The following is a 23,715-nucleotide window of genomic DNA, read 5'->3' on the forward strand; positions in this document are numbered from 1 at the left end:
TTAATAAAAATGGAAAGAAAAATATAGAGAAATCCGGAAGAGCAGGGACGCTCTTCCGGATCAGTAAACCATCTACAGTAATTCTTTTAATTTCGCAGCAACGTTTTCCGGGGTGAATCCATATTGTTTTACGACTTCCGGTCCTGCTGCTGATGCCCCAAATGTTTCGATGGCAAAAGTGTCGCCTTCATCGCCGGTGTAACGTTCCCATCCGAATGGAGAAGCCATTTCAACAGCCAGTCTCGCTTTAATGTGCGGAGGAATGACCTGCTGGCGGTATGATTTATCCTGCTGTTCAAATAGATCCCAACTTGGCATGCTGACGACTCTGACTGAAATATCATCTTGTTCGAGCAGTTTTTGGGCGTCGATTGCCAGAGAAACTTCTGAACCACTCGCAAGAAGAAGAGCTTCCACTTCTGTTTTAAAACCTTCCCTGATAACATAAGCCCCTTTACTTACTCCTTCATCTGCCCGTTCAGCGGTGGCCGGCAGAACGGGTAGATTTTGTCTGGTCAGCACGAGAGCTGTGGGGTGGTCTTTGGCCTGCATGGCCTGTTTCCAGGCTGCCCGTGTTTCATTTCCATCGGCCGGACGGATAACTGAGATCCCTGGTATGGCACGCATGGAAGGAAGCTGCTCAATAGGTTCATGTGTTGGGCCGTCTTCTCCAACAGCAATGCTGTCATGAGTAAACACGTAGTTAACAGGCAGTTCCATGATTGATGCCATACGAATTGCCGGACGAAGATAATCGGAAAAAACGAAAAAAGTGCCGGCGAAGGCTTTTAAACCTCCATGGAGAGCAATACCGTTCAGCGCGGCGGCCATGGCAAATTCGCGGACGCCAAACCAGACGTTTTTCCCGTCATAATCCGGGGGACCGAAGTCATTGGTATCATTAATATGAGTTTTATTCGATCCGCCGAGATCTGCCGATCCGCCGAAAAATTCAGGGACGCTGCGGGCAATTTCCTGAATCATCTCCCCGGATGTCGCTCTGGTAGCTTTTGGTTTATCCTCTTCATGATATACGGGGAGGGAAGCATCCCAGTCTTCCGGCAGTTCCCCGCGGAGGGCCTGTTTGAACTGTGCCCCTTTCCCGGGATATTTCTCTTCATACTCTCTGAGCCGGCTCTGCCATTTCTCATGCTGTTCTTTTCCCGGCCTGGCAATCATATCCTGAAAACGGGAATAGACTTGGTCCGGGACAAAGAAAGGTTCTTCAAATGGCCAGCCGTAGGCTTCTTTGGCGAGTTTCACTTCTTCCTCTCCCAGTGCTGCCCCGTGGGCGGCCGCGCTACCTGATTTATTTGGCGCACCGAAGCCGATGACAGTTTTCACTTCAATAAACGAGGGTTTGTCTGTAACAGACTGCGCTTCTTTTATGGCTTTTTCCACAGCCTCCATATCTTCCCCGTCTTCTATATACTGAACATGCCAGCCGTAGGCTTCGAAACGTTTGGCCGGATTTTCAGAAAAAGAACGGTTTAATTCCCCGTCCAAGGAAATATCATTGGAGTCATACAGCAGGATCATTTTATTAAGCTGCAGATGACCGGCGAGCGAAGCAGCTTCTGCGCTGACACCTTCCATTAAATCCCCGTCCCCGCATATCGCATAGGTATAATGGTCGATTAATTCGTCATCCTTTTCATTGTAAATGGAAGCAAGTTTACGTTCTGCCATCGCCATTCCAACGGCCATGGCAACTCCCTGGCCAAGCGGTCCGGTGGTGGCATCGACTCCCGGGGTGTCAGCAGATTCTGGATGTCCCGGTGTTTTACTTCCCCAGCTGCGGAACTGCTTAATGTCTTCCAGGCTGACGTCATAGCCGCTTAAATGAAGCAGACTGTATAAAAGCATGGAGCCATGACCGGCGGAAAGGACAAAACGGTCCCGGTCGATCCATTCCGGATCATCCGGGTTGGTTTTGAAGAACCGGCTCCATAGGGTATAAGCCATCGGAGCCGCTCCCATCGGCATGCCCGGGTGACCGGATTGGGCATTTTCTACTGCATCCATGGCTAATGTTCGAATCGTTTGTACGGCTAGTTTGTCTTCTTCTGTAAAATGTGACACGTAAAAGTCCTCCTTCATGTATGATAAAGCATTTTCAGGCGGTGACGTGAAACCATTCCACCTGGTTTGAGGAAGGGAGGGAAGAACTCCTCCACTCATTAGCCTTTTGGGCTGCCCGGACCATTAACAGCCGGTCCTTGGCTGTAAAATTCGGACCGAGACACTGGGCACTGTCAACGGTTACGACATTTACATTAAGGTCCATGTATTCCGGCAGGTGCTTCTGTACTTCTGCGATATTTATCGATTCCTCTGTAGCTGCCAAAGCAAACGTATGTCCTTCCTGGTAATGTTTTTCCAATGACTGTCTGAACCGCTGGACCGTGTGTTGATCGGCTTGATTTAATTCAAATCCTCCGGTGGATAAGGCAACCTCTTTTGTTAAATGGATAGATGCTCCTTCCGGAAGTTGAAGGAAAAACAGTCTCGGCTTTCCGTATTTCATAGAATCCGCGGTGTCCGCCACACTTAAGGTATAATTTACAATTTCATTCAGGGCCGTATCATAACCGATAGATTCTGACTGATGAACCCTTGGATAAAGGATTGATACCGGCATAATAAACACCGGCTGTTTTATTCCTGATAAAAACTGCTGCAGATCTTCTTCTGTCTTCAGCGGATCCGTTAAGAGCAGGATCATATCTGCCTGCTTCTGCAGGGTCTCCTTTAATTTCATCTGTTCGACTTGTAAGGAGGAAAATGGCGCAGTATGAGCAAAACGTTCCGGCTCAAACGGCTGCCATTCTGCTTGAAGCCGGCCGGGAACTACCATATTCCAGGCAGAGCCTGCCGCGTCCAGTTGATTCGAAAAAAAGTATAAAAATGATTGAGGCAAGGCACTCATATTAACAACAGCAGCTCTCATATATCTCACCATTCCTGAAATAAATTTCATATAAACATGAACATTTTTTCAATGTTTATTATAATGGATAATGAAAAGATTGACAATTGCAACTTGCGAAAAAGTCAGAAAAGGAACAGACCCCAGGAGATTTGGGGACTGAAACTTGGGATAAGCAGATATTTCCCTGTATAAAAAAAGAACTGGTAGAAAACCGTTAAATAATAAAATTCCCGAACGACTTTTATCAATCGTCCGGGAATTTATAACAGGAACCACAATATATTCGAGTTTTTTAATACGCTATCGCTGTTAGAAACGTTTATGATTTTCCTTTGTGGCATGGCGTTCCTTATTACCAGCTGGATTTTTTTATGCCGGGGAGCTGGCCTTTATGGGCAAGTTCCCGGAACGCAATACGGGAAAGGTTGAATTTGCGCATATATCCATGCGGCCGTCCTGTCAAACCGCAGCGATTGTTTTGACGAGTCGGGGAAGAATCCCTGGGCAGTTTCCGCAGGGCTTCATAATCGCCGTTTGCTTTTAATTCACGACGGCGTTCGGCATATCTGTTCACCATTTCCTGGCGTTTCTTTTCCTTTGCCACTTTTGCTACTGTAGCCATGGCAATAGCCTCCTTTCTATTAGAAATGAAAATTTTATATTAATCGTAATAATTACGATTTAGTTTCTTATCTAGTGTATCATGGGAAAGCGGCTGTAGTAAACCCGATTACTGAAAAGCTGTTCATTTTTAAACATGGAATGAAGTTAACAATAATAAACGAATAATGCACAATTGATATTGATAATCTTTATCAATTAATGCGTTAAGGAGAGGAATTATCAATGATCGTTACAGTGTGCAGTCGCTCCGGACGATGTAACCAGAAATAAAATGACAGGGGGAATACATATGAAAAGAGGTTTGATGATTGTTAGTCTGTTAATGATTCCGCTGTTAGGGGGATGCGGCGGTAATAGTAATGATACAGACAATGAAAACAGCGGTCAAAATACAGATAACCGCACCGTTACAATAGAAGATGCCGAAGGGGAGCAAACCATTGAAGGGACTCCTGAAAAAGTGGTAGCGCTGGAGTGGTATAATGCAGAACAATTACTTTCGTTAGGAATCCAGCCTGCAGGGGTACCAAATATACAAGGATTTAATCAATGGATGAATATTGAACAACAGTTAGCGGATGATGTGGAAGATGTAGGTACCCGGGCAGAGCCGAACCTGGAAGCTATCTCTCGTTTAGATCCTGATTTGATTATTGCTGCTGAATTCAGGCATGAACAAATCATCGCCCGCTTAAAGGAGATCGCTCCGGTTGTCACATTTGCTCCGTATAGGGAAGAGAATTCTAAAAATCTGTATAACGAGCTGATGGGAGAATTCCAAACCATAGCTGAAGTTACGGATAAGGAACAGGAAGCGGAAGAAGCCCTTGCAGACCTTAGCGATTTCTATGATGAACAAAAGCAGCGTATTACTAATGCGGGGTTGGATGATGCGAGGTATATTGCAGCTATGACGTTTTCCTCCCAAAATTCACCGGTTTTACGGTTGTATACGGACAATTCTTATCCGGTCCAGGTTATGAAAAAACTGGGTCTGGAGAATGCGTATCAAACGGATGAATTACCGAATTATGGATTTAGTGAAGGAGGAGTAGAGCCGCTTCAAAATTTTCAGGAAGAAGATCTTCAGTTTCTAGCTATTGTTCAAGAAGATGATAATATTTTTGAAAATCAGTTAAAAGGAAATCCAGTATGGGAGGATTTAAGTTTTGTGCGAGAGGGAAATACGCACTATCTGCCGGGGGACACTCCTGTCATCGGCGGGGTGTCAACGGCCAAAGCATTAGCCGAAGAGATCGCGGATACGATGGTCGAAGAGTGATCATATGAAGCTATCATTTAAAAAGACACTGCTCGCGGTTCTTACTTTTGGGGGCGGAACCGCGCTTTTGTTCGTTTTGACATTTATACATATAAATCAGGGAAGTGTTTCTATACCCGCTTCTCTGGTGGTGGAGGCTGTGGTGAACCCGCAGGACACCATTGCCCACCACACGGTTCGAGTGCTGCGCATGCCCCGCGCAGTGAGGGAATTATGGCAGGAGGAGCACTTGCTGTGGCGGGAGTGGTGCTGCAGACCGTTACGAAGAATCCATTAGCTTCTGCAAGCACGTTAGGAATTCATTCCGGAACCTACTTCGCTGTAGTGGCAAGTACCGTTTTTCTACCCGCCGCGTTGTTTGATAATGCGCTGTTTGTGGCATTTTTGGGGGGCCTTGGTACGTTTTTCATTGTGTTTGTTTTATCGGGGGGGAATAACGCGACACCTGTCCGGATGGTATTAGCCGGGATGATCGTCACCCTGCTGTTTTCCTCTTTAACCAATGTCCTGCAGATTTTTTATGAGACAGAAACAGCCGGTTTATTCCTGTGGGGGGCTGGTACCCTAGTCCAGAATGACTGGAGCGGGGTGCGTTTTTCGATTCCTTTTGTTTTGATCAGCCTTGCTGTTATTTTAGTTATGTCTTTTAAACTGGATACACTGGGATTAGGGGACGATGTTGCCGCTGGTCTAGGGCAGAACATTCAAGCTGTAAAATTTTTTTCGATCATTGCAGCGGTTATGCTGACTTCCGTAACGGTCAGTGTGGTTGGCCCAATTGGGTTTGTGGGGCTGATTGCACCGCACATTATAAAACTTCTCGGTTATCGAAAACATATCCTGATTGTGATCGCTTCTTTCATTTGGGGCGGCAATGTTCTGTTATTTGCTGATATTCTAGCGAGAATTATTGATCCTTCCTTTTCGGAACTGCCTGTAGGTGCTATCAGCGCTCTTATCGGTTCCCCGTGGCTGATTTGGCTGGTATTACGCATGCATCGGAAACAGTATGGAAAACAGGATTCTTCTGTTATGGCAGGGCGGCCCGCCGGGAAAGTTTCATTAAGGGTGCTCTTACCCGTATTGACCGGCCTTATTGCGGTGATGTTTTTTGTCAGTCTGGCATCAGGCAATTACGGGTTTGAGCCCATTACCTTTTTTCAAACGATTTTTGGAAATTCCAATGAGTTTGAGAAAAATTTAATCGTCGACTTTCGATTTTCACGGGCGCTCCTTGCTCTGCTCGCCGGGATGATTCTAGCCGCAAGCGGTTTGGTTTTTCAAGGCGTCCTTCGAAACCCGCTGGCGGATCCCTCGGTCATCGGGATAACCTCCGGTGGCGGGGCAGGGGCATTATTAACAATGTATGTTTTTGGAGTATCAGGAATATGGATACCGATAGGAGCCATGGCTGGATCGATTCTATTTTTTTTCCTAGTGATGCTGTTTGCCGTCCGGGCTGGATTTCAACCTGCCATATTAGCGCTGCTTGGGATCGGGGTATCTGCCTTTGGCTCAGCAGTTATTCAAGTTTTAGTCGTCCAGGCGGACATTACTGTGACGTCCGCTTTAACGTGGTTATCAGGCACCACATATGCCAAAGGCTGGTCTGAAATCACGACCTATTTGATTTGGCCGATTGCGGTTGTTTTCCCGTTTCTTTTTATGCGGATAAGTATTAGTGATACCTTATCCCTGGGAGACGATACGGCTAAAGGACTTGGGATGAAAGTGATGGCGGCAAGGTTCCAACTCGCATTTTCTGCTGCTGTTTTAGCCGCGTTTTGTGTTGCAGCTGTCGGTTCCATTGGGTTTATCGGTTTAATTGCACCACATGCTGCACGGCTTTTAGCAGGCCCGTCCAACCAGCGGCTGCTGCCCGTCAGTATTTTAATTGGAGGACTTCTGCTGCTTGCAGCTGACACTCTTAGTCGAACCTTATTGGCGCCAAATGAGATACCTTCGGGAACGATCGTTGCGATTATCGGTGCCCCGTATTTTTTATGGCTGATGAAAAAGAACGCCTAAAACAAATCGTGCATCAATCCTTAAAAAACACGCTGCCTTCCTATGCCCTCTCATTATTTCGATTTTCGAAATTGATAGATAGGTAGTCTTTATGCTATCCTATAAAGGAACCATTTGAACGTTGGAAAAGAGATGAATAGAGAATGAGAGAAATCGTCCGTCGCCTGATGCCTTATGGGGAAACCATCGTTGTTGCTGTTGTTGCGGGCTTGATTTTTAATGTATTAAAAATCCCCTTGCCCTGGATGCTTGGCCCTATGACGGGGCTTATTTTATGGAGAGGGGGCACGGGTCGTTCCCCGCGCTGGCCTGTTCAGGGGAAAAATCTTGGTTTGGTATTTATTGGGTACATGATCGGGGTTTCGGTGACCACGAGTACCCTGATTCAGATTGGACAGCAGCTGCATTTTATCGCACTGGCTACGATTCTGACCATTTCTGTCAGTATTTTAATAGGCAGCCTGGTGTTCAAAAAAATGGGGATGAAATGGGCGGATGTTGTTTTTGGAAGCATTCCGGGAGGGCTGTCCCAGGTAGCGGCTCTTAGTGAAGAAGTGAACCAGGTAGACGCGACCAAGGTGCTTTTTATGCAGATGATACGTATTATTACTGTTATATTTGTCGTCCCTTTTTTAGTCGTTCATCAAGTAGCATTGACCAATGGTGCTTCGGCTTCTTCAGCGTATAACCCTTTCTTCTCCTGGCTTTCTTTTTCCCATCTTGCAGTCCTGCTTCTTTGCGGTATCGTCGCTTTTTTTATCAATAAAACAGGATTTCCAGTTGCCTTTTTAACGGGGCCTCTGCTTACCGTGGCGGCCGTCAACATTCTGTTTGGCACCACAGCAGAACTGCCTTCCTTATTGACAGTGGCGGCCCAGGTGCTGCTGGGTACTCATTTTGGCCTGCAGATGGATCCCGGTTTAATCAAAAGGTCCAAATGGATCGGTGTCTGCACCTTTATGTGCAGTCTGGTATTGATTGTAGCGTCGCTGGGACTTTCGTATTTCTTAACAAGTGTGACGACAATGAACTTGGCGACTGCTTTTTTGAGTACAGCTCCGGGCGGTCTGGCAGAAATGACAGTAACGGGAAGCGGAGTCGGGGCCGATCTGGCGATGATTAGCGGGTATCAGCTGTTCCGCATACTGTTTATCCTGTTTCTTGCCCTGCCGTTTATAAAGTGGTGGTTTGTGAAACACGAACAGATAGAAGGATATTAAATCTGTTCGTTCAGCTGGCTTTTTTCATTGAAAAAAACTTTGTATCCGTTTTGGACGAACAAAATCACAGTCAGAGCGACCGCTCCGGCCACGCCGAGAAGGATTGCAATCTGATATTCGATGGCGGTTACAGGGTTCACTCCCGCTAATATCTGCCCGGTCATCATGCCGGGCAGAAATACAATCCCGGTTCCCACCATGCTATTGATGGTTGGCAGGATGGCATTGTCAAAAGCCTGATTCACAATTTTCCGGCTGGCTTCCTTTGGCGAAGCTCCAAGCATCAGGGCCCCTTCCACACGCTGGCGCTGATCCTTCATCCCCTCTGTCAGGGTTTGCACACCGAGTGTCACGCCGGTCATCGAATTGCCGATAATCATGCCGGCGATGGGGATGAAATACCGCGGTTCATACCAGGGGGAAAATTGAATAACGACAAAATTGAAATAGATCAAACTGGACAATGTCCCGACGGCCATGGAGACAGCAATGATCTGTTTCATTTTTTTATCAAGGCCGCTGCTTACCCGCCGGTATATGTTCCAGATTGCAAACGTCACCATGACCAGAACAACAAGGATGGTCCATCCAGGATGAGGATTTTCAAACAGATAAATTAAAATATAGCCGACGAGCAGGAGCTGTATGGTCATACGAAGTGTGGAAACAAGGATTTCTTTATTTCTTGGAATCTTCCTGATTTTAACGATGAGGAGTAAAAGAAGAATGAATACATAAGCGGCGGCAAGCTGCCAGATCGTTAAATCAATAATATTTTCATTCATTGTCATTCCCTCCTTGCATGGAAAACGGCGTGATATCAAGGATGGTATCAGCAAATTCATCTGCGATGGCACGGGAGTGAGTAACAAATATGACGGTTTTTTCCTGATGGCCGGCATAGGAAATGAATGCTTCCATGACGTCATGCTCCAACTCGTCATCAAGCGCGGAGGTAGGTTCGTCTAAAAGAAAAACCGTTGGATCCAGCAGCGTAATTCTGGCCAGCGCAAGCCGCTGCTGCTCCCCGCCGGATAATTTTTCGGCATGGTCTTCGAGATCTTTGTCGAGATAATAACGATGCAGCGCTTCTTTCATCTCGTTTTCGGAGGGAAGGGGTTTGCCGGCAAAACCCATTCCTGCTTCCAGGTTATCGCGGACTGTATCTCCGAAAAGCACGGGGTTTTGGGAAAGCATAGCAACCTCCCGCCGCAGTTCTACGGCGTTTCTGTCCTGAACCGGAGAGCCTTGATATAAGATTTCCCCTTTTGTAGGGGAGAGCAGATGGTTCATCAGCTTTAACAGCGTGGACTTTCCCGTGCCGCTTTCTCCGATTAATGCGGTGATTGTTTTTTCCTCAATATGAAGATCTTCCACATACAAAATGTCTTTATAGGAAATGTGCTGAAATGTGAACATAGTTCCTCCTTTTTCCGATGCCGTTTCTATAGTATCGCCAAATTTCTTATAATACAATAATTGTCTTTGCCATACAATTTATGGAAAAGGTGGTCACCGCTGGTTAGAAAAACGCATGGTGCGCTCCAGGCGGCAGCGGTGCACACGGAGGTTTAAGGTATAAAAAAGAAAGGGTAAGGAGTGGCAGTAAGGAAGAAAGGTGGATGGATATGGCTGAAATTAAAATCGAGGAGAATAGGATGTATGTAGAGAAAGAAGGCCGGCAGGCGGGGGAAATGACATTCTACCACGACAACGACAGCAACATCGTTATCGATCATACAGAGGTAGCTGAGGATTGGAGCGGCCAGGGAATAGGGAAAGAGCTCATTGCCAATATCGTAGAAAAAGCCAGAGCAGAGAATAAACAAATTATTCCAAAATGTTCGTATGCAGAAAAACAGTTAAAGAAGCATCAAGAGTATCATGACGTCCTCGTGACCGTCTGAACCCACCAGGTTCAGGCGGTTTTTTCGTACAGGATAGAACATAAAGATAAGTAGAGGACACAAATAGGAAAGGAAGCTGATGTACTGTTCTCCAAACAGTTTTGGCGGACAGTAGAGCCAACAAACTGGAGGGCGGCGGTTTCCAACGGGAAATGGAGGGCGCTATCCAGGGCAAAGCTCGTGCTGCTGTCCTCCCTCCCCCGGTTGACCCCATTAGAGGTAAAAGATGTTTTTTTACTGATCTCAAAATTTAGTGCGTGTAATAGGAAGCTTTCCCGTGTCCTACACGTTGGAAGTTTTTTGATAAAATGCGGGACGTTCTCTTTGTGTTTCCTTTCGAGCCGCACCACTCATATATTTTATTCGTCGTTACTGCTTCATTGGGGAATAAAACCTTGAATTCAATTACGTTTCGTAGTACTCCCTGTTTAAAAGGTTCCTGCTAACTACACTTTTGGCACATCAGCGTTTTATCTTGTAATTGTAATAAGGAAGAACAAGTTGGACAAAAAATTCCTTTTTGTAATTGTTCAAAAGTATAGGAAGGGAGCAGAGTATAAGGGGATGATTCAATGACTAATGTTTTCAGTCTTTCTGCAAGCTGCCGCTGCGTTTTAGACAACGGACGATTCCTGGACTGCCATTTTGATAAGTAACGTTTGATTTGGGAAGCAAAAATAATAGGGAGGTCAGGGGTAGCATAATAGAGGAAGAAATTTGGATGGGGAAAAACAAGATAAGGCTTCATGGGAAAATGCAATCGATGTTCTTGAAACAGCTGACGCAGCATTGATTCACTTTTTTTCAGCTGAAGAAGTGGATTTTTTATTTCATCTCCAGCCATTTTGTACCATTCGTCTCCATCTCTGTAATCATCTCCTTCATAATTTTTTACTTCAAATAAATATAGTGTATCGGGAGTTAGAAGCAGCGTGTCGATTTGGAAGTGGGTATGATTGGTTTCGAAGAGCAGATCGCATAAAATAATAGTTTTTTCCTCAGGCAATGTTTTTAACCATTCATCATAATATGTCTCTCCTTCTAACCCTTTTTCCAGGTTCCTGTAATGCTGCCGGCTTTTAGCTAGGATCGACGTACGCGAGGTTAACGACCGTAAACATAGGAGTTCGTGGGAGGGAAAACGGGGTTTTAGAAACATGTCTCACCACCATTCTTTTCAATATAAAATATATACTATACGAAGATATAGCAGAAAGCAAGCTTTAAAAAGAAGCTGGTTTAAGTATATAGAGATTCATTTCAACTCCCTAAGTCTGGCATTGGTGGAGGACGTTAACCAATTATTCTCAATATTTATAGTTCTCCATCCTGCTTTTGATCCCGTTTTTGATCCCATTAGTATGAAAAGAAGTTTAAGAACTGTTCTCCAATTGATATTGGGGAACGCCAACGTCGAGAATGAGATGCATATAGTCTCCCAACCCGACATGGAGACCTTTATAAAAAAGTAATTCCCTTGTAGTGTTCTCTAATTCAGAAGGAAGGGCTTCTGCAGGCCATGCGCTGATATCCTTTGAAAAAGAAAAAGTACGGCGTTTCGACCAGAGAAGGGAAGCGTTTGTCTGGAGCCAACACGATCTGCATAAAAAAGGATGGAGCTTGGTTACCTTTTCAAGCTCCATCTCCTCCATTATTTCAAATGTGTTTCATAATAAGCGGCAGCCCCCTGGACTTCTTCAATGGTGAGCTGGTGGCCGCTGTGTTCCCACTGGATGTGGACGTGGGCGCCGGCTTCTTCGAGCAGCCGGGAAAGGTCTTCGGTTTCTTCCGGGGCGCAGATCGGGTCATTGGCCCCGGCTCCAATGAATACGTGCTGTCCCTCCAGCTTCGGAAGGTCGATTCCTTTACGGGGTACCATTGGATGGTGGAGCAAAGCTCCCTTCAAGGAATTTTCATAATGGAACAGCAGACTGCCGGCGATATTGGCGCCATTGGAATAGCCTACGGCTACGATGTTGTTACGGTCAAAACCATACTGTTCCGCACTTTCATCAAGAAACGTATTCAACTCTTTCGTGCGGTACAGGAGATCTTCTTCGTCAAACACTCCTTCGGCAAGTCGCTTGAAAAAACGGGGCATTCCGTTTTCAGAAACATTGCCGCGCACGCTTAATACGGAAGCCTCCTCATCGATTAATTTAGCAACCTCGAGAAGGTCTTCTTCTGTGCCGCCGGTTCCGTGAAGTAATAATAAGATGGGGGCCCCGGCTTTTCCTTCCCGGAATATATGCTTCATGTTATGGTCCTCCTTGTTATAGGATAAGAAAGTTTAAAAGGTTGGCGTATTCAGGCCGGCGCCTGGCGCTTTTCTTATACGCCTGGTTTATAATCAAGCGGGTTCAGTTTGGCTTCAATTTCTTCGCGGTGCGGCTCGAGATAAGGGGGGAGCGCCAGGGATTCTCCTAAATGTTCAAGGGTCTCATCCCCGTCAAATCCAGGACCATCGGTGGCAATTTCAAATAAAATCCCGTTGGGTTCCCGGAAGTAAAGAGAACGGAAATAATAACGCTCCACGAATCCTGAATTTGGAAGACCGGCCTGGTTGATGTGATCGATCCATTGATGGAGTTCATCAAGGTTCTCCACGCGGAACGCCACATGGTGGACGCCGCCGCGTCCCTGCCGCTCAAAAGGAAGGTCCGGACGTTCCTCAAGGTGGATTTCAGCACCGCTGCCTCCCTCTCCTGTTTCATAGACGACAATATCAGGCTGTCCTTGTTCAGGAGAAGCATAACTGCTTTTTTGTCGGAAGCCCATCACTTCGGTTAATACGTGGGCGGTCGGTTCTGCCTTTCGTACGGTGAGCTTTATTGGCCCGAGTCCGGTGATCCCATGCTCCTGCGGAATAGGTGCCCGTTCCCAGGGGACTCCGCCCGGGACACCTTGATTCGTTTCATCGGAAACAAAAATCAGGCGCTGTCCTTCAAAATCTTGAAAAGCGAGCGTATTTCTTCCCCCACGGCCCTTGATGTCTTCGTGTTCGACCCCTTTTTCCTCGAGGCGCTCTTTCCAGAACTGCAGGGCTTTATCGTCCGGCACCCGCAGTGAGGTGGCGGAAATGCTGCTTGCGCCCGGTTGATTCGGGGCAGCCATTGGAATTTCGAAAAATGTTAATTCCGTGCCGGGATTTCCCCGCTCGTCTCCGTAAAATAGGTGGTACACGGAGGTGTCATCCTGATTTACGGTTTTTTTCACAAGACGCATGCCCAGTGTGTTTGTATAAAAATTAAGGTTTTCTCTGGCGTTAGCAGTGATAGCTGATAGATGATGAATGCCTTTTAATGTCATCGTTTTCCCTCCATATCTTCATTGTGATGCTGCAGTTTGCGAAGCAGCTCCAGCAGCTGTTTCTGTTCCTCCTTGCAAAGTCCCTGGAATTGAGAAGCTTGAAATTGTTCTTGATGGGGGACCACTTCCCGAAAGATTTCTCTGCCTGAACTGGTTAAGGTTAACACTTTTTTACGCCATTCCTGTTCCCGTCTAATCCAGCCCAGTTGTTCCATCTTTCCGAGGACCTGGGTGACGTTGCCTTTCGTTACAAACAGTTTTTCAGCCAGCTCGTTTTGGGTTAATGGTTCATGAGCACCGATCTGGACCAGCACATCAAATTGTGTGACCGTAAGTCCCCATTCTTTTAAATGAGCATTGGAGCGGCGGAGACTCTGGTTATAAAAACGGGAGAGCCGAAACCAGAGAAGCAGGGCCAGCCGCTCTTCCTGTTTGGAAGAAGGGGAGGTTTTCTCTATATCTGCCATGTTTGTCCTCCCTTCTGCTTTTCTATTCCCTTATCAGTTTATACCTAAACTGATAAAAGAACAAATCATATGCTTATCGTAATAAACATATGATAAGAGCCGGGATCACACATTGGTAAAACGATTGGTGGACTCTTTCAGGCGGTGCGAAGAAGACGCTGCTTCACTGGAAGCCTGATCAATTTCTTTCACCGACGTTAATAATTTTTCGAGTTCTTTTTCTATATTATCGTTTTGATCTTTCGTTTTATACATCGCCTGCTGAATTTCATTGAAATGTTCATCTGTATTAGAAAGGCTGCCTGCTCCTCTGTCTACCAGCTCCACGATACTGTCCACGGCCGCGGTGACTTTGGTGCTTTGTTCCTTGGTATTTTCAATCAGTTCGGCAATTCTCGCAGTAGAAGATTTGGTTTGAGACGACAATTTTCGAATTTCTCCGGCAACCACTGCAAATCCTTTTCCGTGTTCTCCGGCGCGCGTGGCTTCAATAGAGGCATTTAGCGCAAGCAGGTTGGTCTGTTCCGATACTTTGTCAACCAGTTCGATGACTTCATTCATCTGTGCGGCAATGTCATTCAGTTTGCCAACGTGTTCTGATATATTGCCTACACTGCTGCTTACATCGTTTATATCGGTATGAAGTGACTGCAGTTGTTCTTTTCCTGCATCGGAGCGCTGCTGGGATTGGACCGCAAGTTCGGTTCCTTCTTTTGCCATTTCCATCGTACCGGCTGCCTGTTCGTTTAGTTGTTTCACGGCCTCACTTGTCCGGCCGGATAGTCCCGCCAATTCATCAGCGGTAGAGCGCACATTTTGAGTCAGCTTTCTTTCTGCTTCGGCATGCTGTCCCCGTATCCGATCATGTTCTTTTTCGTACTCTTCCAGAACAATCTGCTGCTCTATACTAATCAGTTTGCTTGTGGCCCGCATGGCTTCAACTAAATCCAGGCGGTTTTCGATTTGGTGTTCGAAGGTTTGTATTAATGATAGATATAATTTCTCAAAAGCCGCCATATACCATTTCGTCTGCAGGCCTACCCGAACATGGGCATAGGCGATTTGTCTTCTTTTTTCCAAAAAAGTCTCATTTATGTATCCTGAGAACATCTCTTTAATATGCTGCTCAAACGTTTGCTTCAGCCGTTCTACACTGCTGTATTCTTTAATAATAGAAAGCAGTCCGGGCTGGGCTGTTACCGCCTCATAAAACTCATCTGTAATCTGCTTGATCGATTCGTAAACCATAGGTTCCAGCGTTTTAATGGTATGGAGGTCCTTTTCAGATAAAGATATTAAATCAGCCTGTTTTTCCAGTTCCTCATACCCTTTCAAGTCTAAGGAGCAGTCTTTCTCATCTGGTGTAATTGTCGCAGCCTGTTCTCGTTTTGAAAATGGGAGTCCAAGTTTCATCGGTGCATCCGTCCCCTTTTAATGTAAGCATTTAACATAAAACTGTTACTTATTATTTCGGCAGAAAGTAGTAATAGTTTAAAACCGTCTTAAAGTTTTATGAAATATCAAGTACAATGGAGAAGGTTTTTTAAAAGAAAGGTGTTCTTTTCAATGAAACCATATCTCTTTCTGCTTATTACTGCAGTCATTTTTTCGGGAAATATTTTAGTAGGAAAGGCTATCAATGAGCTGCCGCCCTACACGATTGCTTTCTTTCGGGTGTTCATTGCTTGTATCGTGGTACTTCCACTGGGATGGAAAGAAGTAAAACAGCATCGGCAGACGTTTCGAAAGGAATGGAAGGCTGTATTGGCTCTTGGTTTGACCGGAGTTGCGTTTTTTAATTCTTTCATTTATGCGTCGCTCCAGTTCACAAGTTCCACGAACGTAGCTATAATGGAGGCCTCCATCCCCGTATTCACGATTTTGTTCAGTATGCTGTTTTTACGGGAATCTCTCGGGAGGGTGCAGTGGATAGGGGTTATTCTGTCCCTTTGTGGAGCCGTATGGGTAATAACCGAAGGCTCATGGGAGCTCATCCGTACTCTCGGATTTAATAGTGGAGACATAATTATGCTGGCCGCGGTCGCCACCTGGGTCGCTTATTCGATTCTAGTGAAATTTCATATGATGAAATTTCCGGTGTATGGGAGCCTTCTCGTGATGCTGGGCATCGCAAATGTTGTCCTGCTGCCGATCGCACTTCTGGAATGGGGCCTTGGAGGGTTTCCAGATATTTTTCAACCAGGACATATGGCAGGTTTATTATATTTAGGTATTTTTCCATCCCTGCTTGCCTTGATTTTATGGAATAAAGGCGTGGAAGAAATAGGCCCTTCCCAGGCCTCTGTATTTTTAAATCTCCTTCCTGTGTTTGTCATTATAGGTTCTCTTCTATTTTTGGGGGAGAAAATCACCATCGTGCAGGTGCTTGGTGCCGTTATCGTGATCAGCGGGGTATTCTTAACGACAAAAGCTGATTAAATTCCTAACAATGGAGGAGTCCCATACGGATGCGGATGGGTATTCTGCCATTTAACAGTATAAATGTTCGTTAAGGGGCCTCGCCTATAATGTCCGCTCTTAACATACATCCCCTGCAGAGCATACGATAAACCAAAAGATTGCAAGCCTTATGAATGCAACTACCAGCCTAGTATTTCTCTTTAAATAGATTGAATATTACGAATGTAGAGGGAAAAACAATACAAAAGACGGAGAAAAAATTCTATAATAGACTGAATATTCAGACATAAAAAGGGTTAATAAGCGTTGCGATACTATTATTACAATAAACGCTGCCCAAATAATTGGGCAATAAAAGTACAAACCGATTAATAACTATCGTTCTAGTTCGTAGAGATCACTACCAAGATCGTGGGTAAATGATATGGATGATTTTGTAACTATTTGACTAATAGAAAGAAATATAGGAAACTTTTGGTTTTTTTGTAACTGTGATAAAAATATATCTAGACGAGATTCCTCGATAGTCTTTAAAAGGATAACGAATTTATGATTATCAATACGACGACATCTGAAACGATCCCTTTATCCATTCATTGGGCGGAAACTAGAAGACAGAGGATTGCGGGACTGATGGGAAAAAAATCATTTTCACATGCCGCTCTTGTGCTTCCGGACTGCGAGCAGATACATACAGCTTTTATGCGTTTTCCGATCGATGTATTTTTTATAAACCGGGAGGGGCACGTGTTGGATTTAGAAAAGAACCTCAAACCATGGCGGGTCAGTAAAAAAGTCAAGCAAACGAGTTTTATTTTGGAAACAGCTGCTGGAGTAACAGAGCCTGGTAGCATTAGGCCGGGAGACCATATTGTGATACAGGAGTGAGGGGAAATGCAGACCTATGCCGAACGATCCGCTATTCATCTATCTCCACTAGGGAGAACAGCTGCAAAACCTCTGTTGTTTCTGGTACCGCTGTTTTTTTTCTTTCATCTTGCTATGCTGTGGGGGCAAAAAGTCGTTGCCGGGCAATTTCCAATATGGGCCCAAGTCAGTGAATTACTTGCTATGCTGGCTTCGATAGGACTCAGCATGTTTGGCTGTTTCGTACTGGCAGCGTATTACTATGAGGCCGAGCAAAAACAGCCGGTGAAAGCAATAAAAAACCAAGGCAGAGCTTTTTTATTAACGACAGTCATTTATCTCAGCCTGACGGCTCTTGGATTTTTGTTGTTTGTGGTCCCCGGGATTTTAATTGGACTGTTTGGGATATTTTATCCATTTGTTCTTCTTGAGCATAATAAAAAAGGTCTGGAGGCTGTGAAAACAAGTGCCCGGGTGGTTAAGTCGTGTTTTTTTAAGGTTGTGCTCTGCTATATCATGTTTTTTTTATTATTCATTGCGGTCGGGACGCTTTTTGTCATTCTTTGGCCGGAGTACAGTATGGCGGGAGAAGCAGCGGCGGGAGCGCTTGTTCTTCCAATAGAGGCATTTTTTTATTACAGCCTTTACCGGAAATCATCTTTTAACTCATAGAAAGCGGTGGATTTCATGTACATCAAGCAGAACCATATCCAGCCCCAGTCTCTGTCGGATATCGTCAATCAAGGAATTGGTCTGGTATTGACTCTTTTTTCAAAAATGGTTTTTGTTCCTATCATTACAGCACTACCGTATTTCACTGCAATTGCTTATTTGCGGTTTAACTTTCAGGAGGAGCTGCCATGGCTTGGGGCTGCGGTGGCCAGTGCAGGCAGTGCCGCTTATGTTTGGCTCTTGGTAAGCTTCCCTTTTATCGTTCTATTTAGTGAAAAGGGAACCTCCTGGTCTGTCAGTCAAAAACTGGCGTTGAAAAAATGGGGAAAAAAGGTCCCGCTTCTTGCAATAGGATTTATTTTATACTCGATTTTACTTGCAGCTGGCGGAATTTTGTTTCTCCTTCCGGGTGTGCTTGTATTTCTGCTTTTTATGTTATTTCCTTTTATTTCTATTTTTGAAAATAAATCTGTTTGGCAGGCTTTTAAACGCAGCGCGTTTTTGATGAGGGGGGCTTTATTCCGCGGAGGATGTCTGGCTGCTTTAATGCTGGGAGTTCAAATCATTCTGCATACCTCTATTCTCAGTTTGTTCGCGGCAGACGAATTTTGGGTGCTGGGACTGTCGGCAGCGTTGACTCATGCTGTTATTGTTCCTTTCCAGTCTGTCGTGCTGGCTATCTTTTATTTTAGTGTAAGGGCGGAAAAAGAAGCATTTGATTACAAAGTATTTCAATCCTATGCATTTCGATATGACATGGCACAGTAAGAACGAGGAGGCGCTGACATGGCAGCAAAAATCAGCATACGTTTCATTATCATCATAGCGGGATCTTTAGCAATAGCGTTTCTCGTTTATCAGTACTTACAAAGTTTAGAAGAAACCAGCATCGTGTTTGTAGCTTCTTCCACGATAGAAGCAAATACAGAAATTAGTACGGAAGATGTCGAAGCTGTGGAAGTAGATGCTCAATCTGCTGACATTCTTGCCGCGGACGGTATTCAATCTGCAGAAGAAGTGACAGGCGGGTTTGCTTTAGAAGAGATAGAATCTGGGGAGGTTTTAACCCTGGATGAAGATACGATTGTTTTTCCGGAGGACAGGCAGCTGTATTTAACCGCTGCCGGAGAAACCGATTTGTCTGCTTTTATTCCAATGGATAAACGAGTGATTACTGTAGCCCTGGAACCGGACGCAGCCGTCAACAATGTGCTGGAAAAAGGAGACTGGGTGGATGTTATTTACCAGCCAGGAGGAGGACGATACCACGTATTCTGAAATGATATTGCAGCAGGTTGATGTATTTCAGGCGGAAGAAATAGAGGCAGGAGCAAATGGAGGCGGCAAGGCAGGAATGGTCCAGCACGTATCACTGCTTCTCTCGCCGCAGGATGCCGTTACTCTGACTAATGCCAGACAGCAGGGAGAGATTGACTTAATGATGAATCCATGGAACGGGGAACAGACAGAGGTTTCACCAGTCAGTCTGACTCCCCAGGGGGAGAGTGAATAACCATGACAGCAGAACAAAAAACTCCGGTTTCATCGAGCATGACAGTTGTTCCCTGCGGACTCGACCCAACTTTCCTGCAGGCTTTACATAAACATATAGAAAAACATCTGCCCTTTGTAGAACTTGCCCCTGTTTACGATTCAGTAGAAACTCTTCCGGCCGCTGTTGATGACGTGGAAGCAGATGTTGCCCTTCTTTCCCTGGACCAACTCAAAAATGCAGCCAAGGATCAGGAGGAGCTTATCGAAGCAGGCTTCAAGAAAATTATACTCGTGACAAAAGGACTTGATCCTTTTCGTTCTCGTATCCCGCTGAAAGAACCTTATGTTGAAATGATGTACGAGCGGACTCCGATGCGGATTATAGCCGAACGAATGGTCACTTTTGAATCCAGTACTTCTCCAAGACTGTACACCAATGTTCACCCTGAAAACGAAAAACGGGAAACAGGCAGAAATATTCTTTTTTATTCAGCAAAAGGCGGGATAGGCAAGACCACGGTTTGTTTAAACACGGCAGCTCAACTGGCGCAAAAGGGGTATAACATCCTTGTGGTCGATTTTGCTACGTTTGGTTCGATTGGGCTTCAGCTTCAGCTTCCCCGTCAGGACCGTGGGTTATCTGACATTATTGGTGCTTTGGAACAGCCGACCATCGGTACAGAGGAACTGAACCAGACTATTCGATCTGCTGTTACTTCCGTGGATGTGCACGGCCATTCGATGGATATATTAACGGCTGGTTCCGCCATGAAAATGACGTCGCTGGATTTGAAAAAAACGGATGCGATTTTGGAAGGAATCCAGGACAGCTCGTATGATTTTATTCTTATGGATACCTCCTCCGATTTGACGGAGAAAAATATAGCGCTGATGAGTTTTTCGACAGATATTATGTTTTTAACGACAACGGATCTGGCTGCGAACTGGGCCCTTCTTGCTGCACTGGATTTAGTAGATACCCTGAATCAGCCGATGCAGAATCGTTATTTGCTCCTGAACCACTATCAGGATGCTTTAGGCTTTCCGGTACCAGAGCTTGAATCGATATTGTCCATGAGCATTTCGGTAGTGATACCGGATAAGTATGAACAAATTCAAGGGTACGCCAACCGCGGTATTCTGATTGCCGAAAAGTCGAACCTGAAACTGAATCGATATTACCGACAGGTGGCTCATCTGATTTCCCCGGTATTTACGGCGAAAGAACTTGGAGAGCGCAGCATGAAGCGGCGTCAGAAAAAGAAGAAGGGAGCGGCACAGGTATGAGCATTGAGGAGGCGATCAAACAGAAGCAGTATCAGGAGGACAGAGAAGAGGCCTCCGAGCAGTATAAAGAAGAACGCCTGCATGAGCTCAAGCAGACGATTCGGGAAAAGCTGATGAAAGAAAATAACCAAAACAACCGCCTGCTTCTTGAGCCTGAAAGGCTGTCTGCGTCGATTTGGTCAAATCTCGAAAAAGAAACTGATCATGCGTTTAGGGATCTGCTGTTGTCAAATTACGAAAAAAGAACTGTGGCGGAGGATATTCAGCAGCAGCTCGTCGGTTTTGGGGTGATTGATCCATTAATTAAACGAAGCGATATCACCGAAATTATGGTGAATGGGACGGAAGAAATTTTCATTGAGAAACAGGGAGTATTGGAGCGTGCCATTGATGAAGACGGTCATGAGATTTCCTTCACCAGCGAGCAGGAGGTCCTGAATATCATTGAAAAGATCGTTGCCCCGATTAACCGGAAGGTAGATGAAAGTGATCCGATTGTGGATGCGAGACTCCCGGACGGCTCCCGTGTCAACATTGTAATTCGGCCCATTTCACTAGACGGCCCTATTATCACGATTCGAAAATTTCCGGAACGTCCTTATTCGATGGAGGAGCTTGTTTCTTTCGGGGCCTTGGATGAAGAAACGTCAGCGTTTCTGGAACAACTGGTCCGGGCGAAATATAACATTGTCATTTCAGGTGGCACGGGTTCAGGGAAAACGACTTTCCTCAACGCACTCAGTGCTTCGATTCCCAATCGGGAACGGATTATTACGGTAGAAGATTCCGCCGAACTGAAGCTGAACCAGATCGATAACCTTGTACGGCTGGAAACGAGGCCTCCAAATATTGAAGAAAAAGGGGAGGTATCCATGAGAGACCTCGTGCGGACAGCGCTGCGGATGCGTCCGGATCGGATTGTGGTCGGGGAAGTCCGTGGCGGAGAAGCATTGGACATGCTCCAGGCCATGAATACAGGGCATGATGGTTCGTTAACGACCGGACACGCGAATTCGGCGGATGACATGCTTTCCAGACTTGAAACGATGGTCCTGATGTCTGGACTTGAACTTCCTATACCAGCGATACGCAGACAGATTGCTTCTTCTGTGGAACTTATCGTCCAGTTGGGGCGGCTCCGTGATGGATCAAGAAAAGTCCTGCAGCTCACAGAAATAAAGCAGCTGGAAAACAATGAAATCCAGACAACCGATATCTTGAAGTGGGAAACGGACCCGAAACGGAGCACCAGAGAAAAATTAGAAGGAGCCCTGCAGCCGACCGGCGAGGAAATGACGCAGACGGAAAAGTGGGAAGGCGCCGGATTCAGCACCTTTCGAATTAAAAATTCCCCGATGGTGAGGGGACAATGATGAATGCTTTTCTTTTACTGCTGTTCGTATTTTTATCAGCACTTGCCGTACTTACTGCTTTTCTGGATCTACTCACATTATTTGCAAAAAAGAGACTGCCTTATCAGAAAGGGGTCAGAAAACGCTGGAAGGAAGCGGGGGTCTACCGGGAGACGGTGGAAAAGAGAAAACGGCAGAAAACCAATAAGACATTGGATCAGGCCGATGTATTTGTCTTTTTGCTGGGAGCTTTTGCATTGTTTTGTATTGGTCTTGTGTTTTTTCGAACGACAGTTCTTGCTGTGCTTTTCAGCCTGCTGGCCCTTTATTTTCCTAAATATCGAAGGGGACGGCTGGAGCGGAAAAAAACACAGCTTTTTCTGCAGCAATTCCGGAGTGCGATGGGATCTATCGCCAGCTCTATCCGTGCCGGGGCCTCCCTGCAGATTGCTTTAAAGAGGTGCGAGGATGATTTGAAAAAAGAACTTATCGCCCACAAATCACAGCCGGTATTAGAGGAAATGAATGAAATAAATCATGATATTCAGTTCGGTATGTCGGTGGATGAAGCTCTCCGTCAGTTTAAAGAAAAAATGCAGCTGGAAGACGTAACACAATTCGTGGATTCCTTACTGGCCGTCCGTTCCAAGGGCGGCAATATTACTCAGGTTATTCAGAATACATCCGAACGGATATCGGACAAGATAATGGTCCAGCAGGAAATACAGGTAGCTACGGCTCAAAAACGAATGGAAGCAAATATACTCAGTATTTTTCCGGTCGTTATCGTGTTACTCATTATGGTGGTGAGTCCAGATTATCTGCAGCCGATGTACGAGTCGGCGGCCGGTACGTTCATGCTGTTCATCGGCGCGTTACTGCTTCTGGCCAATTTCTTTATCGGCAAAAAGGTAACAAACATTGACTTGTAGGTGATGAAAAATGGAATTGGTTATTTCTGTGCTTGTTTTCCTTGTGCTTTCCCTCATTTTCTTTCCGGCAGCTTCCCTGCGTGCGATACTGCTCCGCAAAAAACTGATGAAGGCCGCGCCGGAAGAAAAAGTCCAGCGGAAAGGAATCCTGGAACGATTTACTCCGCTTGTACAAAGCATGAGGCTTGCCTTGAACATCCGCCTTACTCACCAAAAAAAAGCCTGGCTCCAGTCAAAGCTGAACCGGGCAGGCTACCAGGACAGGATGTCCGTCGATCATTTTGTTACGTTCAAAGTGCTGTCTGCTGCAACGGGTGCTGTTTATTTTCTGTTTCTCGGAGCAGTTAGCGGAAATGCTACCATGCTTTTCCTGGCCGCAGCTGCCCTGCCGCTCGGATACAAAATACCAGATGTATGGCTCTCCGGAAGAATAAAGGCCAGACAGGAAAAAATAAGGCGGGAGCTTCCCTATGTTCTGAACGCCATTTCTATCCTGGCCGATGCAGGAACGAATTTATTCCCCGCCATTCAGGAGGTTGCGGAGAAACAAAAGGGCGAGTTTTCAAAGGAGCTGACGCAGGTGATCCGGGATGTCAACATGGGAATTTCTCAAGGCAAGGCCTTGGAAGAAGTGGGGTATCGCTGCCAGGTCGATGAAGTGAGCAGGTTTGTTTCGGCTATCACCCAGAACCTTGAAAGAGGCAGCGCCGGAATAACCGAAACACTGAGACTACAGGCAGCAGAGGTGTGGGAACGCAGGAAAAAACACGCGCAGCAGCTGGGGGAACAGGCATCTATGAAACTATTTCTTCCCCTGGTGCTGCTGGCGCTGCCTGCCATGATGATTTTCATGATAGGCCCTGTCGTTCTAAGTCTGCTTGACTTTTTTCAGAGTTGACAGACCAGCCCAGGTAATCAAGA

General features: G+C 45.7%; 23 protein-coding genes and 1 pseudogene. 14 read left to right on the forward strand and 10 right to left on the reverse strand.

Features of this window, described 5'->3' with window-relative positions; translation table 11 throughout:
- Positions 1 to 72: 72 nt before the first annotated feature.
- The 3 genes from tkt to rpsN form a co-directional block, all read right to left on the reverse strand.
- Entirely contained in the window at positions 73 to 2,100 is a 2,028-nt protein-coding gene (gene tkt / locus G475_RS0110360) for a transketolase (protein WP_084414076.1), read from the reverse strand.
- A 16-nt stretch (positions 2,101 to 2,116) separates the two neighbouring features.
- Positions 2,117 to 2,950 carry a 6-phosphofructokinase gene (locus G475_RS0110365; protein WP_026701245.1) on the reverse strand — a complete coding sequence of 278 codons (834 nt, stop codon included), beginning with the start codon at positions 2,948 to 2,950 and terminating at the stop codon, positions 2,117 to 2,119.
- 334 nt (positions 2,951 to 3,284) lie between these two features.
- Positions 3,285 to 3,554, reverse strand: coding sequence for a 30S ribosomal protein S14 (gene rpsN, locus G475_RS0110375; protein ID WP_026701246.1), 270 nt, complete (start codon positions 3,552 to 3,554; stop codon positions 3,285 to 3,287).
- A 291-nt stretch (positions 3,555 to 3,845) separates the two neighbouring features.
- Here rpsN and G475_RS0110380 point away from each other — a divergent pair, with 291 nt between their 5' ends.
- The 3 genes and pseudogenes from G475_RS0110380 to G475_RS0110390 all read left to right on the forward strand — a co-directional run bounded on the left by G475_RS0110380 (position 3,846) and on the right by G475_RS0110390 (position 8,086).
- On the forward strand, positions 3,846 to 4,838 hold the full coding sequence (locus tag G475_RS0110380) for an ABC transporter substrate-binding protein (RefSeq protein WP_026701247.1): 993 nt from the start codon (positions 3,846 to 3,848) through the stop codon (positions 4,836 to 4,838).
- 4 nt (positions 4,839 to 4,842) lie between these two features.
- Positions 4,843 to 6,866, forward strand: a pseudogene (locus G475_RS24710) (iron ABC transporter permease).
- A gap of 143 nt (positions 6,867 to 7,009) precedes the next feature.
- Positions 7,010 to 8,086: an AbrB family transcriptional regulator gene (locus G475_RS0110390; RefSeq protein WP_026701248.1), complete on the forward strand. Its 1,077-nt coding sequence runs from the start codon at positions 7,010 to 7,012 to the stop codon at positions 8,084 to 8,086.
- On the opposite strand, the gene G475_RS0110395 is transcribed toward G475_RS0110390, so the two are convergent.
- Together G475_RS0110395 and G475_RS0110400 are read right to left on the reverse strand one after the other, a co-directional pair.
- Positions 8,083 to 8,871, reverse strand: coding sequence for an ABC transporter permease (locus tag G475_RS0110395; protein WP_026701249.1), 789 nt, complete (start codon positions 8,869 to 8,871; stop codon positions 8,083 to 8,085). The genes G475_RS0110390 and G475_RS0110395 overlap by 4 nt on opposite strands.
- Positions 8,864 to 9,505: an ABC transporter ATP-binding protein gene (locus tag G475_RS0110400; RefSeq protein WP_026701250.1), complete on the reverse strand. Its 642-nt coding sequence runs from the start codon at positions 9,503 to 9,505 to the stop codon at positions 8,864 to 8,866. Before G475_RS0110400 ends, G475_RS0110395 begins: the two co-directional genes overlap by 8 nt.
- Before the next feature lie 209 nt (positions 9,506 to 9,714).
- Here G475_RS0110400 and G475_RS0110405 point away from each other — a divergent pair, with 209 nt between their 5' ends.
- Positions 9,715 to 9,993 carry a GNAT family N-acetyltransferase gene (locus G475_RS0110405; RefSeq protein WP_035710920.1) on the forward strand — a complete coding sequence of 93 codons (279 nt, stop codon included), beginning with the start codon at positions 9,715 to 9,717 and terminating at the stop codon, positions 9,991 to 9,993.
- A gap of 442 nt (positions 9,994 to 10,435) precedes the next feature.
- Here the strand turns inward: G475_RS0110405 and G475_RS24715 are convergent, their stop codons facing one another.
- The 5 genes from G475_RS24715 to G475_RS0110440 all read right to left on the reverse strand — a co-directional run bounded on the left by G475_RS24715 (position 10,436) and on the right by G475_RS0110440 (position 15,182).
- Positions 10,436 to 11,152, reverse strand: a complete 717-nt coding sequence (locus G475_RS24715; RefSeq protein WP_051302396.1) for a nuclease-related domain-containing protein — start codon at positions 11,150 to 11,152, stop codon at positions 10,436 to 10,438.
- Positions 11,153 to 11,644: 492 nt separating this feature from the next.
- The gene (locus G475_RS0110425; RefSeq protein WP_026701253.1) at positions 11,645 to 12,250 is read right to left on the reverse strand and encodes an alpha/beta hydrolase; all 606 of its coding nucleotides are present in this window, start codon (positions 12,248 to 12,250) and stop codon (positions 11,645 to 11,647) included.
- Between the two features lie 74 nt (positions 12,251 to 12,324).
- Entirely contained in the window at positions 12,325 to 13,302 is a 978-nt protein-coding gene (locus G475_RS0110430; protein WP_026701254.1) for a ring-cleaving dioxygenase, read from the reverse strand.
- The gene (locus G475_RS0110435) at positions 13,299 to 13,769 is read right to left on the reverse strand and encodes a MarR family winged helix-turn-helix transcriptional regulator (protein WP_026701255.1); all 471 of its coding nucleotides are present in this window, start codon (positions 13,767 to 13,769) and stop codon (positions 13,299 to 13,301) included. The genes G475_RS0110430 and G475_RS0110435 overlap by 4 nt, the downstream gene beginning before the upstream one ends.
- Positions 13,770 to 13,874: 105 nt before the next feature.
- Complete coding sequence (locus G475_RS0110440) at positions 13,875 to 15,182, reverse strand: globin-coupled sensor protein (RefSeq protein ID WP_026701256.1); 1,308 nt, start codon at positions 15,180 to 15,182, stop codon at positions 13,875 to 13,877.
- Between the two features lie 153 nt (positions 15,183 to 15,335).
- On the opposite strand from G475_RS0110440, the gene G475_RS0110445 reads away from it, so the two are divergent.
- The 10 genes from G475_RS0110445 to G475_RS0110490 all read left to right on the forward strand — a co-directional run bounded on the left by G475_RS0110445 (position 15,336) and on the right by G475_RS0110490 (position 23,692).
- Positions 15,336 to 16,208 carry a DMT family transporter gene (locus G475_RS0110445; protein WP_026701257.1) on the forward strand — a complete coding sequence of 291 codons (873 nt, stop codon included), beginning with the start codon at positions 15,336 to 15,338 and terminating at the stop codon, positions 16,206 to 16,208.
- A gap of 531 nt (positions 16,209 to 16,739) precedes the next feature.
- The gene (locus G475_RS24720) at positions 16,740 to 17,078 is read left to right on the forward strand and encodes a DUF192 domain-containing protein (RefSeq protein WP_051302398.1); all 339 of its coding nucleotides are present in this window, start codon (positions 16,740 to 16,742) and stop codon (positions 17,076 to 17,078) included.
- A 6-nt stretch (positions 17,079 to 17,084) separates the two neighbouring features.
- A complete protein-coding gene (locus G475_RS0110455) occupies positions 17,085 to 17,729 on the forward strand; it encodes a hypothetical protein (protein ID WP_026701258.1) in 645 nt (214 codons plus the stop codon).
- A 15-nt stretch (positions 17,730 to 17,744) separates the two neighbouring features.
- The gene (locus G475_RS0110460; protein ID WP_026701259.1) at positions 17,745 to 18,497 is read left to right on the forward strand and encodes a hypothetical protein; all 753 of its coding nucleotides are present in this window, start codon (positions 17,745 to 17,747) and stop codon (positions 18,495 to 18,497) included.
- Between the two features lie 18 nt (positions 18,498 to 18,515).
- Entirely contained in the window at positions 18,516 to 19,007 is a 492-nt protein-coding gene (locus G475_RS0110465; protein WP_026701260.1) for an SAF domain-containing protein, read from the forward strand.
- On the forward strand, positions 18,964 to 19,242 hold the full coding sequence (locus tag G475_RS0110470; protein ID WP_026701261.1) for an RcpC/CpaB family pilus assembly protein: 279 nt from the start codon (positions 18,964 to 18,966) through the stop codon (positions 19,240 to 19,242). Before G475_RS0110465 ends, G475_RS0110470 begins: the two co-directional genes overlap by 44 nt.
- Before the next feature lie 2 nt (positions 19,243 to 19,244).
- Positions 19,245 to 20,510, forward strand: a complete 1,266-nt coding sequence (locus tag G475_RS0110475) for an AAA family ATPase (protein ID WP_026701262.1) — start codon at positions 19,245 to 19,247, stop codon at positions 20,508 to 20,510.
- Positions 20,507 to 21,883: a CpaF family protein gene (locus G475_RS0110480; protein ID WP_026701263.1), complete on the forward strand. Its 1,377-nt coding sequence runs from the start codon at positions 20,507 to 20,509 to the stop codon at positions 21,881 to 21,883. The genes G475_RS0110475 and G475_RS0110480 overlap by 4 nt, the downstream gene beginning before the upstream one ends.
- A complete protein-coding gene (locus G475_RS0110485) occupies positions 21,883 to 22,794 on the forward strand; it encodes a type II secretion system F family protein (protein WP_026701264.1) in 912 nt (303 codons plus the stop codon). Before G475_RS0110480 ends, G475_RS0110485 begins: the two co-directional genes overlap by 1 nt.
- A gap of 10 nt (positions 22,795 to 22,804) precedes the next feature.
- A complete protein-coding gene (locus G475_RS0110490) occupies positions 22,805 to 23,692 on the forward strand; it encodes a type II secretion system F family protein (RefSeq protein ID WP_026701265.1) in 888 nt (295 codons plus the stop codon).
- Positions 23,693 to 23,715: the final 23 nt, after the last annotated feature.

Source organism: Salibacterium aidingense DSM 18341, assembly GCF_000429685.1.
GTDB lineage: Bacteria > Bacillota > Bacilli > Bacillales > Marinococcaceae > Salibacterium > Salibacterium aidingense.

Bases quoted from the DNA above. Each gene is read 5' to 3' on its own strand.
- tkt (WP_084414076.1), bottom strand. From the start codon at position 2,100: ATGAAGGAGGACTTTTACGTGTCACATTTTACAGAAGAAGACAAACTA.
- G475_RS0110365 (WP_026701245.1), bottom strand. From the start codon at position 2,950: ATGAGAGCTGCTGTTGTTAATATGAGTGCCTTGCCTCAATCATTTTTA.
- rpsN (WP_026701246.1), bottom strand. From the start codon at position 3,554: ATGGCTACAGTAGCAAAAGTGGCAAAGGAAAAGAAACGCCAGGAAATG.
- G475_RS0110380 (WP_026701247.1), top strand. From the start codon at position 3,846: ATGAAAAGAGGTTTGATGATTGTTAGTCTGTTAATGATTCCGCTGTTA.
- G475_RS0110390 (WP_026701248.1), top strand. From the start codon at position 7,010: ATGAGAGAAATCGTCCGTCGCCTGATGCCTTATGGGGAAACCATCGTT.
- G475_RS0110395 (WP_026701249.1), bottom strand. From the start codon at position 8,871: ATGAATGAAAATATTATTGATTTAACGATCTGGCAGCTTGCCGCCGCT.
- G475_RS0110400 (WP_026701250.1), bottom strand. From the start codon at position 9,505: ATGTTCACATTTCAGCACATTTCCTATAAAGACATTTTGTATGTGGAA.
- G475_RS0110405 (WP_035710920.1), top strand. From the start codon at position 9,715: ATGGCTGAAATTAAAATCGAGGAGAATAGGATGTATGTAGAGAAAGAA.
- G475_RS24715 (WP_051302396.1), bottom strand. From the start codon at position 11,152: ATGTTTCTAAAACCCCGTTTTCCCTCCCACGAACTCCTATGTTTACGG.
- G475_RS0110425 (WP_026701253.1), bottom strand. From the start codon at position 12,250: ATGAAGCATATATTCCGGGAAGGAAAAGCCGGGGCCCCCATCTTATTA.
- G475_RS0110430 (WP_026701254.1), bottom strand. From the start codon at position 13,302: ATGACATTAAAAGGCATTCATCATCTATCAGCTATCACTGCTAACGCC.
- G475_RS0110435 (WP_026701255.1), bottom strand. From the start codon at position 13,769: ATGGCAGATATAGAGAAAACCTCCCCTTCTTCCAAACAGGAAGAGCGG.
- G475_RS0110440 (WP_026701256.1), bottom strand. From the start codon at position 15,182: ATGAAACTTGGACTCCCATTTTCAAAACGAGAACAGGCTGCGACAATT.
- G475_RS0110445 (WP_026701257.1), top strand. From the start codon at position 15,336: ATGAAACCATATCTCTTTCTGCTTATTACTGCAGTCATTTTTTCGGGA.
- G475_RS24720 (WP_051302398.1), top strand. From the start codon at position 16,740: ATGATTATCAATACGACGACATCTGAAACGATCCCTTTATCCATTCAT.
- G475_RS0110455 (WP_026701258.1), top strand. From the start codon at position 17,085: ATGCAGACCTATGCCGAACGATCCGCTATTCATCTATCTCCACTAGGG.
- G475_RS0110460 (WP_026701259.1), top strand. From the start codon at position 17,745: ATGTACATCAAGCAGAACCATATCCAGCCCCAGTCTCTGTCGGATATC.
- G475_RS0110465 (WP_026701260.1), top strand. From the start codon at position 18,516: ATGGCAGCAAAAATCAGCATACGTTTCATTATCATCATAGCGGGATCT.
- G475_RS0110470 (WP_026701261.1), top strand. From the start codon at position 18,964: ATGTTATTTACCAGCCAGGAGGAGGACGATACCACGTATTCTGAAATG.
- G475_RS0110475 (WP_026701262.1), top strand. From the start codon at position 19,245: ATGACAGCAGAACAAAAAACTCCGGTTTCATCGAGCATGACAGTTGTT.
- G475_RS0110480 (WP_026701263.1), top strand. From the start codon at position 20,507: ATGAGCATTGAGGAGGCGATCAAACAGAAGCAGTATCAGGAGGACAGA.
- G475_RS0110485 (WP_026701264.1), top strand. From the start codon at position 21,883: ATGAATGCTTTTCTTTTACTGCTGTTCGTATTTTTATCAGCACTTGCC.
- G475_RS0110490 (WP_026701265.1), top strand. From the start codon at position 22,805: ATGGAATTGGTTATTTCTGTGCTTGTTTTCCTTGTGCTTTCCCTCATT.